A 15591-nucleotide genomic window follows, 5' to 3' on the forward strand; every position below is an offset into this window, starting at 1 on the left:
GCTTTTATCAAAATTGCAAAAATGCAATTTAATCTTCAAAGATTCGACACCTTCATTCTAAAAATTCCTAATTTTTAGTCAAATTAAAAGAGTAAAAAATCATACCAAATACCGTAATTCACAATTCTTAAAATTCCTAATAGTTTGATAGAAAGGTAAATTGCAAAATTACAATTGATATTGCGATTTTGCAATTTTAATATTGTACTTTTGCACTTTTCGAGTAATAGTTGCTGGATCTACCCCAAGTTTTTTACTTGCTTCCTTCATAGTGAGAGACGATTCTAATGCTTGAAGAATCATCTTTTTTTCAAACATCTCCATTTCATGCTTTAAATTCCCATGAATATACTCATCCGTTTTAGTCGTTGATTTTACAAATTTATCTGGTAAAGCCTTTAGCTCAATATGTTGTGATGGAGATGTGAGGACAAGCCTTTCAATTGTATTTTGTAATTCTCTCACATTCCCCTTCCATTCGTAATCGATAAAAAACTGCACCACTTCTTTATCGATTGTTTTATAGAGTTGGTATTTTTGATTAAATGTATCTAAGAAATGGCTAATCATAAAGGGAATATCCTCTTTTCGTTCAGCCAATGGGGGGATGATAATAGGAATTACAAACAAACGATAATATAAGTCTTCACGGAATGTTCCTTCTTTGACCATATCCTCCAAATTGCGATTTGTTGCCGTAATAAAACGGACATCCACTTGTACTGGTTTTGTTTCTCCAAGTGGCGTAAACTGCTTTTCTTGTAATAATTGAAGTAATTTCGCCTGTAAATTAAGCGGTAATTCTCCGACCTCATCTAAAAATAAAGTACCTTTATCAGCGGCTAAAGCTAACCCCTTTTTACCTTCTTTATTTCCGCCAGTAAATGTACCTTTTGCATAACCAAACAGTTCTGATTCCATAATACTCTCAGGAATGGCACCACAATTTATCTTAATAAAAGGAGCATCTTTTCTATTACTCAAATGATGAATCGTTCTAGCTAAAACTTCCTTTCCTACACCTGTTTCTCCGTGCAGAAAAATGGTAGCATCTACATCCGCTACTCTGCAGGCAAGCTCATAAACCTCTTCCATTGCCTTTGATTTAAACACAAAACTTTGCTCTTGCTTTTGAAATATATTTAGTTGCTGTTGATAGTAATCGAGTACAGCTTTTGTTTCTTCTAATTTTTTTTGCAGGTTAGCAATCTCTGTTACATCCTTTGAAATATTAATTACCTTGCTCAACGTCCCATCAGCATGGAATATTGGATGTCCTTCAACCATCAATCGTCGCCCGGATTTCGTTACTTGGTGCATCGTTACTCTACGTTTATTCCGAATGACATGTAGGGTTGAGGACGTATCAATGACGCCATTCTTTTCTAATGCCGATGCCACTTTACCTACTAATTCAAATTCCTTAACACCTAGGATTTGCTCACAAGTATTATTCACACGCAATACTTTTCCATTGGCATCCGTAATCGTAACCAATTCACCGCTCAAATTCATAATTGCTTCTAATTCCTGCTTTAAGTCTATTACTCTAGAAGAATGGTCGATAAAATCATGATAGGTATGATCATCTAAAAAAAGAATCCCTCCCAGTTTTCCTGGAACTAAGGAAATATTCATTAGACACAGATTGATATTAGTTGTATACTCGGTAATCTCAAAATTCCCGTCTTTAATGACTTTTATTATGCTGCTCCCTGGCAATACCTCTTGAATAAATTTCATATAGGGCTTTTTTATCTTTAGAATATCCTCACATACGGGGTTAGCATATTGGATTTCACCTTTAAAATCTACTAATAGCAAGCCAAAAGGAAAGTTGACACCTAGTTCATGTAATGGAAACATATTTTGTTCCTCCAGACTCCTTGGTATTTTAAGATTATAAAATATATTATAAATTAGATTTGTTTATTTTTCCTTCTAATTATTAGACAATTGCTACTATTTAAACTTGAAAGACAACATTAAAGTGCCACACCAGCCAATTACAATAGTAGGTGTTTGGCATTGTTTCGGTTTGATAGATACCAGCAACTAAAACACGCTTAAATAATTACCTTACCTTTCCCTCTCACAAAATCCTGCGATCGCTGGAAAACTCTCGAATTCCTTCCTCATGTCACGAAACGAAATCACACCATTTCCTCTATCGAGCTGGTAATCTAGCGAATACTCGTGACAATTCAATGGGTTTTGATGAAATGTGTTGGTATAAAATTGGATGACATCCTGATCGTTGGCTGCAAAGATAAAAACAAAATCCTTCTGGTTCATTTTCAGTGAGAAGATGCTCACTTTATGAAAGCCTAATACATTGTTTTGAATCAATTCCTTTACTTTCTGATGGTCCGCTTGATCTAAGTCTTTGATGGAAAAGTCGTCCTCTAATGAAATTTTCTTCTCTGCTAGTAAATGGTAGATGTAATGGGCCAATGATGATTCTTCATAACGGAAACAATCCATATATAGTTCTTTCACAATCATGTGATCACACCTCGATATACGATTTTTTTTACGAAATAGAGATTATTTGTCCTCAATTCTTCCTGTATGCTCGTTGTAATCTACAGGTACAATTCCAACAGGACCATTTCTGTTTTTCGAGACAATGATTTCAAGGGAATGATTGTCCGTTTTCTTGTCGTAATACGCTTCACGATATAAGAACAATATGACGTCAGCGTCCTGTTCGACACTGCCCGATTCTCGGATATCAGACATCATCGGCCGTTTATCGGCTCTAGATTCCACTGAACGATTAAGCTGAGCCAAACATATCACGGGACAATCAAAATCCTTCGCTATCGTTTTCAGAGATTTGGATATTTCCGTTACTTGCAAATGGGAATTCCCTCCGTGAAATTGACTAGATTGGATTAATGTTAAGTAATCGATAAAAAGGATGGGTTTCCTGTATGGAAATTGGCTCATCATCTTTCGGGTTTTGGCTCTCATTTCAGCAATGGTTTGTCCTGCCCCATCAAAGATTTGCATATGGGTTTCAGTGAGATCACCTATCACATCCGACCATTTTTTCTTTTGATTTTCATTTAGCATTCTTTTTGGATCACGCATTTTTGAACGATTAAAGCCCCCAGTCGAAGCCATTAATCGAGCGGTGATCAACCGCTCAGGCATTTCCAAAGAAAAGACGAGTGGCAAAAATCCTGCCCAACCGGCCATTTTGGCAAAATGAAGCATCATATCGGTTTTTCCCATCGAGGGTCTTGCGGCCAGAATCGTCACTTCGCCATTCTGGAAACCACCCGTTACTTCGTCAAGCTCTTTGATGCCTGTTGTTACACTGTTCAACGATACTTGATCTTCCCATGGTGCCTCATAAATATCTGCCAACGCATCCTGTAAGGACGTGTGATCCTCCATCTTCATTTGGTTAATTTTATCCAATTCAGCAATGACTCTAGCAATCTCCCAATCATTCATGGCTGCAAGCGTCAAGATATTTCTCTTTTCCCGTTCCTTCCACATGTCCAGAATGAGCTTCTCCGTACAGTCGAATTTCTCAGAATCCGCGTGCGATAGCAGCTCGGATAGGTACGACATTCCACCGAATGATTCGAGGTCTGGTAAGGTGGTAAATGAGATTAAATCAATATTCTTACCCGCCCGGTTTAATTCCACCATTCTTCGCATGATTTCTTTATGACGTGTACTTTCCAGCTGTTCCGGTTGGATCACGGTATCATTAAGCAAATACTCCGCCTTCATCAAACTGCCTAAAAATGCTTTTTCGGCCATGCTCATTCCTCTTCACCTGCTGTCAGGTCAAGTTTAAATCTGCCTGGAATTGCTCTTCCAGCAGGAAACGATTCGGATGATTTCCTATGCTTTTGTGCGCAATTTTGACTCTGATAAAAAGAATCAATTTCTTCTACGGTCTTTAAGGAGTCATTATTCCAGTTTTTCAAAATCCCAACCACATAACTCAGACTTCGCTTGTTATTGGCACTCGCAATATTCATCGCTTTTAAAATTACCTCTTTCGGTTGCAAAAAGATAGAATCATCTAACCAAGATAGCAACTGTTGTTTAGCATTCACGTTCGAAAAACCAAAGCCATTGTTGTCCCAAAACTCAACAATTTCTTTCACATCACTTTGATCATTCTGTAACGGATTCTCGATATCTGGATTTTCCTCTATATTTGGATGAAAAGGTTCTTTTTGTTGTTTTTTAATTACATTAAAATTTTTAATACCTTTTTCTTTTTGTCCCCGTATCGTATCACGCTGCGTGAACGGACTATCTAACTCTTCAAAATCTGTATGGACATATGTATTTTTTTCATCTTCATCACTCATATCATTGCTTTTAAACATATCTTCTGGTTCACAAAAGGATTCAAATAAGCTGAGTATTTCCTGTTTAACAATGGATTCCGAAACATAAAGGATGAGAGAGAGATCCTCGACATCTTTTAATTCGGAATAAATACAATCCATCACCGGTTTCCCACCTTTATGCAGGTTGTATTTCCCCCAATTTTTAATCGCGAGTTCTCTCGTTTCAGGATTGTAACGAATGACCTTATGGTGTTCGATGAATCGATCCATTAACGAATGAACAGCCTCGATTGAATACCCTAAGTCAAAAGCCATTTGTTTTTTGGTAATCTTATAGATTCCAATTTGAGTCGTATGTGGATTCGTAAGAAGATATAAATAGAAGTATTTGTCCTCCGGAGTCATCTCCTCAGAAACAACTGGATTCTTCCAAAAATCAGTACGTACCATTCGATACTTTACCATCATCAACCACTGCCTTTCTTTTAATAAATTTCCTTCATATTTCATATAGAAAGAAATGAAGAAAAAGGTCATATGTTTTTCACTAGAATAAGAATTTTTTATGACACCTTTTCATCACCATGTCCTTAGCGAGGGTTTTAAGTGTAAGCCCTTACTTCGGTACTTCTACAATATCGAGATTGGCAAGGTAAAGCGAACTACCAAATTTCAAATTTGAGGCCATTTTTAGTGCTTAAACATCAAAAAACGCCTCCAAATTTGATTTTTGGAGGCGTTTTTTGCAATTTCAGTCACTTTTGAGCTTATTTTTCATACGAAGCTATTTATACTGTTTTAGGAGAACAATATGATACTATTCGCATGGACATGAATGGGTGTTTCTACAATGGAACATTTTTCCCCATCTCTGATTCGGGAAGTCTGTTTAATTGATTAAACTTTAATCCCGATACGATAAATCCCGCTCCTGTGAAAAGAGCGCCTATGAGTTCAATCATCTTCTGGGCGTCTCCGGAGACACTTGCCGCAGCAAACACGATGGTGCCGATCAATAAAAGATAGCCTGAAATTTGATGAAATACCTTCCCTCTAATCATCGAGATTCCAAATAATATCATCCCTATGACAAACAGGAGAGGTCCAAACGTATAAATGGGCTCAGTAAAAGTAGTAGTAAAAACTTGATCGACTGTTTCCCCTGAAGCTTGTGCCATTTCTACAAAAACAATCGCTGTGACAATGATGTTTCCCACATTTCCTATAATCATAGCAAAAAGACCCAACCAATATCAAAGAACTAATACATGAGATTTGAAACTTTTGAGTGAGGCCCTGTTTCTTAGTGATCTTCCAGATGAATGTCACAATTAATTTTCTTTAGTAAAGCTTAATTATAAATAGGATGTTTAAATCCATAGTTTTGTGGGTATTGTAATGTAACTAGATTAATAGGAGTTGAGAAAATGGAAAAACAAGACCTATTAAATCAAATCACAAATAGTGACGGTAATGTGAAAATATCGTCTATTTCATCCACAGAAGAAGGAGAACATCTAATTAATTTGGCTAAAACTTTAGAACATGAAGGAAAAATCGTATTGTTGGAATATTGTATGGAACAGGAACCAGTTTCAGTCTCTTTGAAGACTAAGCTAATTAAATGATTTAAATTGCCCACTAGGATTTTTCCTAGTGGTTTTTTTTATTATACTGTTATTTTTTTGTAAGCAGGGGTAAACAGTAGAAAATGAACTAGGAGTGGTAGGATGAAAAATGTAGAGAGCAGCAAATCACATATAACTAATAAAATGGATCATCCTGAACAATATGAAACATCCAATGAAAGCTTGTTTGATAAATTTGAAAGTGAGAGAACTGTAGACCCAATACCTATGGAAGACCTAACCGAGGAAAAACAAGAAGAAAAGCATCCGCATGATACAAAAGATACCTCCTCCAGCGTAAAAAAATATCGTGGGTTGTAATTTTCATCTGTTAGTCAATGAACCGCTCGTTCATTGACAGTGAGAAATGCTTTTGAATAGATCCCATTAAAAGAAAATATGATAAAAGTCAATTTATTTTGGGTAATATACAAATATCCAGCTAATTTTCCAAGAAAGAAGGGATTATGTTGATTTGGACAATTGTAGGTTTATTATTATTATTTTGGGTCATTGGTCTTATATTTCATATTGCCGGAGGACTTATTCATCTCCTACTTGTAGTTGCTGCCGTGGTAATAATTTACAAACTAATTTCAGGTAAGACGAAAAATAAAGCCTAAACACGGCCCTATTTAATACAGGTTGAGCTCAACAGGAATAGTGAGGCAACAACATAAAAATGCCAGAAACCTTCATTTAATCGGAGGGTTTCTGGCATTTTATATGACTATATTCAAACTTTTTTCGAACTATTTTTTTATAAAACATAAACTACTTTCCTTTTATTTTTTCCATTTTAGTTTTGGAAATTGTTTGGTTGTTCCCAATTAAAGTAATCTCACTAAATGGATTTGCATCTCCCAGTTTAACACCCGATTCAATGAAAGTATCACTACCCACAATTGTGCGATTAATCATTGCATTCTCACCTATAAACGTATTTGGTAAAATAACGGAATCCTTTATTACAGCACCTTTACTCACTATGACTCCGTGATAAAGAACTGAATTCTCCACCTTACCAAATACCTTAGAGCCGTCAGATACTAATGATTGGTAAAGATAAGCTTTTCCGTCCAAATAAAATGGTTGTTGAGAGGTTTCATTTGTATAGATCCCCCACTCTTCATGTTGTAAGATGGGATTGGTTTTATAGTAAAGCAAATCCATATTTGCTTCCCACAGGCTTTGAATTGTTCCAACATCCTTCCAATAACCGTTAAAACGATAAGCATACACCTGATGGTTATCATTAATCATCGCTGGGATAATATCCTTACCAAAATCCTTTGAAGAAAATGGATTTTCTTCCTCCATTTCTAAATATTTTTTTAATATATTCCAATTAAAAATATAGATTCCCATCGAGGCCAAATTGGATTTCGGTTGGTGTGGTTTTTCTTCAAAATTCAGAATTCTTTTTGTGTCAATATTTATGTTCAAAATGCCAAACCGACTAGCTTCATTCCATGGAACACTAATGACAGAAATAGTGGCGTCGGCTTTTGTTACTTGGTGCTGTTCAAGCATTTTTCTGTAATCCATTTTATAAATGTGGTCACCTGCAATAACGAGAACATACTCTGGGTTATAACTTTCAATATAGCTTAGGTTTTGGTATAAAGCATGGGCCGTTCCTTCATACCACCTTCCACCGTTTTCACTTTGGAAAGGTGGAAGAATCGTGACGCCGCCTTCTTTTCGAGCTAAGTCCCAGTGCTTTCCATCTCCGATATAATTTTGAAGAGTGTGAGGTTGATACTGTGTCAAAACACCAACTGTATCAATCCCCGAATTGCGGCAATTGCTTAATGGAAAATCAATAATTCGATATTTTCCACCGAACGGTACGGCTGGTTTTGCTGTTTTTGTGGTCAAATCTTTTAATCTAGTTCCTCTGCCGCCTGCCAAAAGCATGGCAATACATTGTCTTGTTGTCATAGTCTCCCTCCTATTAAAAAATTTTTCTATATTATATACGTTCCCCTTTAAAGGTTTTTTAAACTAACAACTCAATAAAACTCACGTTTTTCATTTGGTTTTATCATGTAAAGATGATGTTTAAGAACAGTAATATGACTTGGCGTCTTGGTATACACTTCTCCATCCATATCTGCATCCATTTCCGCTTCTGTATAAATGGAGATTGATTTTCCAGAGTAATGGTTCATTTCCTGGCTTAACTCATTATTTTGAATAGTAATATCAGTCGTGAAAAGTTCTTTCAACAGCGTCAAGTTTGTATGTTTGATGATAAATACATCTGCAACCCCATCATTATAACTGATTGCTTTAAAAGGCATCATATTTGTTCCTAAGTAATTCCCGTTGGCGATAAAAATCAATAGCGCCTCTCCTTGCATTCTTTCCCCATCGATATCTAATGTATATTTAAATGGATCCATATTTTTCATGGTCCTGATTGCACTGAGCAAATAACTAATCTTACCAAAATGTTCCTTTTGTGTTTGTTTAATATTATTGGAGGTTTCTGCGATTAGACCGGTGCCCCAAAAGTTTAAACAGAATTGTTCATCCACTTTGAGAACATCCACAGGTATACTTTCACCATTGATGATTTGCTCCGCTGCTATAGCGATATCCTGGTCAACATTTAAGGTCCTTGAAAAATCATTACAGGTACCAGCAGGCAGTATACCTATCATCGGACGATGATCCAGTTTTGACAATCCATTGACACATTCATGGATCGTACCATCTCCACCAAGGATAATCACCAGATCAACATCCGGTCCATATAGCTGACAAAGCTCCTTTGCATGGTTGATTCTTTGTGTTTGTATAATCATTAAATTTGAAATACCGGAAGACAGAATCGGGACAGAAACCCCGAGAGCCTGTTTAATATCCTTTTGTCCGGCATTTCCGTTATAAATTAATAGTGCTCGTTCGTATCGGATATAAATCACTTCCTAATTAGCTATTTATTGTTATGTACCCAATTATCGTGGATTCTTTACCTTGAGATTCTACTAATTTAGAATTCTAAGCAAAACATTATGGTGTAACATGCCTTTTTGAAATAGTTTTTGTCAGTCAGCGATTCTAAATAATAATCATTTTTCCAATTGACCATTTTTTTCGAGGAATATAAAAACCCCAAAAAAATAGTACGCATTTTAAGTTGGAACATATTGTTCATTAAAGTTTTGAGAATTATATATTAATATAGTATTTATAACCGAATTAGGGATTTAGATAGGCAATAACCAAATTAGGGTATTGTACCAGTTTATTTAAGTGTTTCCTTTCCTAGTTTCTCAAGTTCATACTCCTAGATGCTAGAACCCGGATCCCGGCTGCCCTTACGGTGCTTTTGACCGTTTCTTCCCGTAAGACATCGGTCTTCCCCCGTTAGATAAAGGTCGACGCTAAGCATATATCCCTCGAAACAGCTTCACAGAGGGGCGTAGATTTCGGGACTGCAGTATTCGTTAAATCCTTCTGGCCTCTAGGTTTGCTCGCCACACAGACTGTTCCGACCTTATTCTCTCAGTGTAGAATAGACCGCCGCGACTTTTACTTCCAAGCAGAACGTGGCTTGTTACCTCCCCACGCATTGGATATACTAGTCATCCGAATTCGGCCAATTGATGACAGGAGACTTTCACTCCTTAAGATTCTCAGCCTTGACGGCTGCTCCACCTAACTGTCTACGCTTAAAGACTATAGTTATCTATAGTCCTCCAAGACTCGCTACGAGCGAATGGCTAGTTCTTACTCGACGGGAATCCCACCCGCTATATGACACGACCTATGCTCGGCCGCACACCTGCCCCTTTAATTGAAAAATATCTCTCTTAATTTTAAAAAATATTCACCAAACCATTTTTATGAATATTAAAATCAGTAAAGCGTTTGTCTACCTTTTTAACATTCAAAGTAGCAGAGTGACACAAACTTCTGTCAACCTTTTAAAAGCAGTGCGAATTACCTTGAAACTTTAACCCCAATTTCCTAAATAATCCCTTCAAATCAACAAAAAGAAGCAGTCTAATTCCTATGCAATTTAGACTGCTAATTAGTTTTTTTTATGTTTTGTACTCGATAACAGAACCCGTTACCTTTTTAGGAGCTTGGCTTTAATAATCAGCACTTGTCCCATTCAACTTTATTCTGAGTGCATATGTAATTATTAAGCCCACCAGACATACATAATTACCTCAGAAATGGCGTTTCATTTATTACGGATTTATGCCCAATTAAGCGGAAGCATCAGACAGGAATTTTTAGGAAGTATTTTTAGCATTAAAATAGCAATGCAGGCGAAAATGTGTTGCTGTTTTCACTCTTGTTATCAGTTAGTTTAAGTGTATTTCTTCACAATCTTTAGCAAAGCCATCATTTACTAAATATTTTTTTAAATTATTTAGGCTTTTATTTATCGAACCAAGACTTTAATCAATAAGAAGAACTTCATCACCTAACATGAATTTTACCAGTTTAAAAATCACATAATATGCGTATAAAAATTTATTTAAGGAGATCTCAATGAGAAAAATTCTACAGTGTTTCTTTCTATTTTCTTTTGTTGTCAATCTTGATCTTTATTGTTTTCATCAAAATGTAGTTGCAGCACAAACCAAACCCCTTCCAACACCTGGAATGAAGGTTGATCCAAAGAATACTGCTTTGGTGATCACAGATCCGCAAAATGACTTTTTAAGCCCAAAAGGTGTGGCATGGAATTTAGTCAAAGACAGTGTTGCTGAAAATCATACGATTGAGAACATTGAATTATTATTAAAAACAGCAAAGGGAAATAATTTCAAAGTGTTTGTGTCCCCGCATTACTATTATCCCTATGACCAAAAATGGATGTTTGGGGGAGCAATGGAACATTCTATGCACGCCCTTAAAATGTATCAACGAAAAAGTCCATTATCGCTTGAAGGCTTTAAAGGTTCTGGTGCGGACTTTCTTGATAGATATAAGCCATATATTGAAGATGGGCAAACCGTAATCACAAGTCCGCATAAAATTTACGGACCCGAAGCCAATGACTTGGTTTTGCAACTGCGAAAACAAGGAATTACCCGCGTCATTCTTGCAGGTATGTCTGGGAACCTATGCGTTGAATCCCATATGCGTGAACTAATTGAACAAGGATTTGAAGTGTCTGTGGTTCACGACGCAACAGCTGCTGCAAAAATAAATGATTTAGATGGGGACAAGGCTGCAAAAATAAACTTTCGTATGATTGCTAGTGCCTCATGGTCTACAAATGAGACTATAGATAAAATGAAATCAAGTCATAGATAATAGCCGGACAAATATAAAATTATCCTAGTCCACTCCACGGAAGTTTCTTTTAATGCAGACTAATTTACCAACAGAAGTCCCCCCATGGATGACTAGATCACTTAATTCATCCATGGGGGGGGTTCAATTATGAAATATTGCCTTTATTCTATAAAACTAATTCACAATTATTAAAGTAGGAGAAAATATAAAAATAGATAAATTTTAGTAAATCTATATTTTTAATAAAAAAACCTTTGTTAATATCTTTCGAAAGCCCAAAAAGGTTTTACTGCCTAGCTTTGCCAATTTATTTTTCAGAAACATTGGGTGGTATCCCGGTACTTCTTCTTGTTCGATATGACTTTATCAAATGTTGAGTTAATATTTCATGTAAACAGGAAAAAAACCTACACCTTTAAGATGTTGGCTTTTAATGATTTCCACCGGGTTCGAGCTAGAGTCTTGCCCTGTCAAGGTAAATGTCCTCTGGTGTCATTTCCTCCGAAACCATTGGATCCATCCAAAAATCAATACGCACTTTTCTAAACTTTGCCATCCTCAACCACTGCCTTTCTTCTAATAAAGTTCATTCATATTTCATATAGAAAGAAATAAAGAAAAAGGTCATTCGTTTTTCACTAGAATGGAAATTTTTAATGACACCTTTTCATCACCATGTCCTTGGCGAGGGTTTTAGCTGTAAGCCCTTACTTCGATACTTCTACACTATCGAGATCGGCAAGGTAAAGCGAACTGCCAAATTTGATTTTTGGAGGCATTTTTTGATGTTTTGGTGATTTTTTAGTGTTTTTTTTTGAGGGCATTAATCTTTCTGAGGTCAATAAAAGACAATTAGATGCTTTTTACATAGACATAATTGGGTGTTTCTACAATGGAACATTTTTCCCCATCTCTGATTCGGGAAGTCTGTTTAATTGATTAAACTTTAATCCGGATAGTATAAATCCCGCTCCTGTGACAAGAGCGCCTATGAGTTCAATCATCTTCTGGGCGTCTCCGGAGACACTTGCCGCAGCAAATACGATAGTGCCGATTAATAAAAGATAGCCTGAAATTCGATGAAATACCTTCCCCCTAATCATCGAGATTCCCAAAAATATCATCCCTAAGACAAACAGGAGAGGTCCAAACGTATAAATGGGCTCAGTAAAAGTAGAAGTAAAAACTTGATCGACTGTTTCCCCTGAAGCTTGTGCCATTTCTACAAAAACAATCGCTGTGACAATGATGTTTCCCACATTCCCTATAATCATAGCAAAAAGACCCAACCATCCGTTCCTTTCCCCTTGAATCGAATACAATCCAAAAAAAGCAAAGACAAGCAGGAAATGAGCCATAAAAACAAGAAACGTACCAGAAATGCTATCATGTTTACCTGCGGCAAGGTTTAAAGAATGCGCCAACACTAGGAGGATTCCAGAGAGAATGGAAGTAATACGCCCCATCCGAGCAATCGATTGATTCATAATCTTTTACACTCCTTAATAATTTTTTTAGCTAGGTTGCTTTAGGATTGGAAAAAGGGAAAATGAAAGTGCAGACAGTGTGTAATATCGTGAGGGATTAGTGAAGACTTTACCTTGTGTTAAAATTGTTTTCCTATTTAAAATTTAGAACGATAGTTTGAAAATGTAAAGGATATCTTTTCCAAAATTTATGACTCGTTATGAACCTCTGCGTAATTATCGTAATTTTATATAAAATTTTCATTCGTTTATCCTTACATAATAAATTTAGTTAGCTCCTGTATGAACGTCCCACAGTATTGATTTGAAGAGATAGGATAAACACTAAATATATTTTATTCCATGTTTGTCCATTTCTTATAATGCTTGTTTAACATATTTTAAATTATATTCAAAACCTACGTTTAATTGGAGGCTCTTATGTCTAATCAAATTAATATTTTCAACCTGCACGTAAACGGGATGGCACAAAATGCAAGTATTAATATAGGAAGAACCTTACACAATAGCCATACTGCAAACTTAAAATTATTTGGTGCTAATTTTTCAATGGGAGATTTTTCACCTGCTAAATCCATAATTATTACCGTGATTCAAAATTCCGATATAAGTGATCAAGGACAAAATGAAAACCCATCTTCATCAGACAAAAGTCAATGATGGTTCTAGACCCAGACTTTGTAATAACTCCTTTGCAAATTCCTTATCCTTTGGCGAACAGTGACTGTCATTGTTTGCCTGGTGGACTTTCTACAATATTAACAGGGAACAATGTTAAAGAAGCACAGAGCATAATTGAGCCCTGTGCATTTTTCATTTCTTTTCGCCATTATTCTATTAAAAAGGACTAGCTGATTCCAGGAAATCTCATTTTTAAGCGTTTGTTGATCGGCACACCGAGCTCCTTTTCCAGACGACGTTTCATCATATTGGCAATATGCTTGGCATTTTTAAGGAAATCGTGCTCCACGAAGTTTGAATGTACTCCCAGTAGGTGCCTTTCAGGCATCTCTATGGAAAAAACGAGTGGCAGAAATCCTGCCCAACCCGACATTTTTGCAAAATGAAGCATTACGTCGGTTTTACCCATCGATGATCTGGCGACGAGAATCCTCACTTCCCACTTAATAAAAAGGACCACTGGCCTAGTAACACTAAGTCCATGCATTTGCGTGTTCCTTTCAAATTACATTGTTATAGATATGATAGAACAGATGTGTTATAATATATATAGAACAGATTGGAGGGAAGTAACATGATTATTCAAATTGAACCTGATTCCGATATTCCCATTTACCAACAAATCACCAATCAAATCATCGAAGGAATCGCTAGAGGAATGATTCAGCCAGGTGACTCCCTGCCGTCTGTAAGGGCTTTTGCATCAGACCTTGGCGTAAACATGCATACAGTTAATAAAAGCTATCACCAATTAGAGAAAAAGGGAATCATCCGCATAGCCCCTAAATCAGGAGCAGTGATCTCTTCCCCACAAGATTTCAATGAATCTTCAAGCGATAGATTAAAGGATGAATATAAAACACTTATCGCAGAATCTCTTGTAGTAGGAATGTCCAATGAGCAAATTCATCAACTTGTCACTTCTATTATTGAAGATTTAAGGAAAAGCAATAAAAATCTCATGTAACAAGGAGGCGTATAACTATGACTTTGGCCATTTTTCTTATCATTGCAATTATTCTGGTTGGAATTCAAACCGCTGTTCCTTTTTTAGTCAAACGGACCGTTATATTTGGGGTCACCGTCCCAGAGAAATACCTAATGAACGAAAAGCTTACATCTTACAAAAAGGGATATGCACTACTAGTTTCCCTTCTTTCATTTGTGGTTTTAGCCGGCTATCTTCTTTGGGCACTATTAAATAACCCTTCTGAAGAACAAACTGTGCTGGTAGGGACGATCATTCAATTTGGCATCATTCTTTACAGTCTTTCCCTATATTTTTTCTATCACGGAAAAACGCTTCAATTAAAAACAAAAAATAACTGGGGAGAGGGCCTAAAACAAGTAAAAGTCACCGATTTATCCGTCCGGGCCCTGGATGAAATGCTTCCTTGGTATGTATATTTACTGCCAATCGTAATAACTGTTGGAGTCCTTGGATACACCATTCTCCAATACGACCTGTTGCCGGATCAGATTCCAACTCACTGGGGAATTAACGGTGAAGCTGATGACTTTACAGAAAAAACGCCCATGTCTGCAATCTTAATGCCGCTAACATTTTTAATTATGCAGTTCATGTTTTTAGCCATTCATAGTGGGACCAAGAAATCCGGCATTAAATTAAGTGCTACTAATACCAGTGCTTCGCGCATGCGCCAACTCTCTTTAAGGAAAAATTCAAGCTGGTTTATGTTTATCATTAGTTTCTTGTTGACGGTTATGTTTAGTTTCTTTCAATTAAAAACGATTCATCCTGATTTATTTGCTGGAATTACTATGGCTGCAACACCAATCATTTTCCTTGTCATTACATTAGCAGGAACTATTGCATTTGCTGTAAAAGTAGGACGATCAGATAAACTCGGCATGGATGAAACTGAAGAGGGAATAACCGATTATGATGAAGATGCCCATTGGAAAGGCGGCCTCTTTTATTTCAATCGAAAGGATCCATCGATCTTTGTTGAAAAACGATTTGGTGTTGGCTGGACGCTCAATTTTGGCAACCCGATCGGTTATCTAATTGTCTTCGTACCGTTGGTGATCATCTTAGTGATATCTTTTATTTAGATACGGTCCATTCAGTGCCTGTCCCCCACTACTCAAGAGCTATAAAGTAGTGGGGGCAGGCATTTTTTCATTTCGCCACATAATTTTTTATTTGTTTTGACAAAATAACAAATATACTGTAAATTA

The 15591-nt window shown here is 36.5% G+C and carries 15 protein-coding genes; 7 read left to right on the forward strand and 8 right to left on the reverse strand.

What is annotated here, in order from left to right; all coding sequences use genetic code 11:
* Positions 1-168: 168 nt before the first annotated feature.
* From QNH17_RS18115 to QNH17_RS18135, 5 genes are all read right to left on the reverse strand, one after another.
* The gene (locus QNH17_RS18115) at positions 169-1866 is read right to left on the reverse strand and encodes a sigma-54 interaction domain-containing protein (RefSeq protein ID WP_283874083.1); all 1698 of its coding nucleotides are present in this window, start codon (positions 1864-1866) and stop codon (positions 169-171) included.
* Positions 1867-2079: 213 nt separating this feature from the next.
* Positions 2080-2505 carry a hypothetical protein gene (locus QNH17_RS18120; RefSeq protein WP_283874085.1) on the reverse strand — a complete coding sequence of 142 codons (426 nt, stop codon included), beginning with the start codon at positions 2503-2505 and terminating at the stop codon, positions 2080-2082.
* 42 nt (positions 2506-2547) lie between these two features.
* Positions 2548-3780 carry a DnaB-like helicase C-terminal domain-containing protein gene (locus QNH17_RS18125; RefSeq protein ID WP_283874087.1) on the reverse strand — a complete coding sequence of 411 codons (1233 nt, stop codon included), beginning with the start codon at positions 3778-3780 and terminating at the stop codon, positions 2548-2550.
* Between the two features lie 2 nt (positions 3781-3782).
* Positions 3783-4790 (reverse strand): DnaD domain protein, encoded by a 1008-nt coding sequence (locus QNH17_RS18130; RefSeq protein WP_283874089.1) that lies wholly within the window; start codon positions 4788-4790, stop codon positions 3783-3785.
* Positions 4791-5170: 380 nt separating this feature from the next.
* Positions 5171-5557 carry a hypothetical protein gene (locus QNH17_RS18135; RefSeq protein WP_283874091.1) on the reverse strand — a complete coding sequence of 129 codons (387 nt, stop codon included), beginning with the start codon at positions 5555-5557 and terminating at the stop codon, positions 5171-5173.
* A gap of 195 nt (positions 5558-5752) precedes the next feature.
* Between QNH17_RS18135 and QNH17_RS18140 the strand changes: the two genes are divergently transcribed.
* The 3 genes from QNH17_RS18140 to QNH17_RS18150 all read left to right on the forward strand — a co-directional run bounded on the left by QNH17_RS18140 (position 5753) and on the right by QNH17_RS18150 (position 6576).
* The gene (locus QNH17_RS18140; protein ID WP_283874093.1) at positions 5753-5953 is read left to right on the forward strand and encodes a hypothetical protein; all 201 of its coding nucleotides are present in this window, start codon (positions 5753-5755) and stop codon (positions 5951-5953) included.
* Positions 5954-6055: 102 nt separating this feature from the next.
* Positions 6056-6274 (forward strand): hypothetical protein, encoded by a 219-nt coding sequence (locus QNH17_RS18145; protein ID WP_283874095.1) that lies wholly within the window; start codon positions 6056-6058, stop codon positions 6272-6274.
* A gap of 146 nt (positions 6275-6420) precedes the next feature.
* The gene (locus QNH17_RS18150; protein ID WP_349632546.1) at positions 6421-6576 is read left to right on the forward strand and encodes a lmo0937 family membrane protein; all 156 of its coding nucleotides are present in this window, start codon (positions 6421-6423) and stop codon (positions 6574-6576) included.
* Between the two features lie 151 nt (positions 6577-6727).
* Here QNH17_RS18150 and QNH17_RS18155 read toward each other — a convergent pair whose 3' ends face one another.
* Positions 6728-7897 (reverse strand): glucose-1-phosphate adenylyltransferase, encoded by a 1170-nt coding sequence (locus tag QNH17_RS18155; protein WP_283874098.1) that lies wholly within the window; start codon positions 7895-7897, stop codon positions 6728-6730.
* A 71-nt stretch (positions 7898-7968) separates the two neighbouring features.
* A complete protein-coding gene (locus QNH17_RS18160) occupies positions 7969-8886 on the reverse strand; it encodes a diacylglycerol/lipid kinase family protein (protein ID WP_283874100.1) in 918 nt (305 codons plus the stop codon).
* A gap of 1582 nt (positions 8887-10468) precedes the next feature.
* Between QNH17_RS18160 and QNH17_RS18165 the strand changes: the two genes are divergently transcribed.
* Positions 10469-11239, forward strand: a complete 771-nt coding sequence (locus tag QNH17_RS18165) for a cysteine hydrolase family protein (RefSeq protein ID WP_283874102.1) — start codon at positions 10469-10471, stop codon at positions 11237-11239.
* A gap of 869 nt (positions 11240-12108) precedes the next feature.
* Here QNH17_RS18165 and QNH17_RS18170 read toward each other — a convergent pair.
* Positions 12109-12708, reverse strand: coding sequence for a hypothetical protein (locus QNH17_RS18170; protein ID WP_283874103.1), 600 nt, complete (start codon positions 12706-12708; stop codon positions 12109-12111).
* 420 nt (positions 12709-13128) lie between these two features.
* Here QNH17_RS18170 and QNH17_RS18175 point away from each other — a divergent pair, with 420 nt between their 5' ends.
* The 3 genes from QNH17_RS18175 (at position 13129) to QNH17_RS18185 (ending at position 15465) form a co-directional block, all read left to right on the forward strand.
* Positions 13129-13368: a spore germination protein gene (locus tag QNH17_RS18175; protein WP_283874104.1), complete on the forward strand. Its 240-nt coding sequence runs from the start codon at positions 13129-13131 to the stop codon at positions 13366-13368.
* Between the two features lie 595 nt (positions 13369-13963).
* The gene (locus tag QNH17_RS18180) at positions 13964-14356 is read left to right on the forward strand and encodes a GntR family transcriptional regulator (RefSeq protein ID WP_283874105.1); all 393 of its coding nucleotides are present in this window, start codon (positions 13964-13966) and stop codon (positions 14354-14356) included.
* A gap of 17 nt (positions 14357-14373) precedes the next feature.
* Positions 14374-15465, forward strand: coding sequence for a DUF1648 domain-containing protein (locus tag QNH17_RS18185; RefSeq protein ID WP_283874107.1), 1092 nt, complete (start codon positions 14374-14376; stop codon positions 15463-15465).
* Positions 15466-15591: the final 126 nt, after the last annotated feature.

Source organism: Neobacillus sp. SuZ13, assembly GCF_030123365.1.
GTDB lineage: Bacteria > Bacillota > Bacilli > Bacillales > Cytobacillaceae > Neobacillus.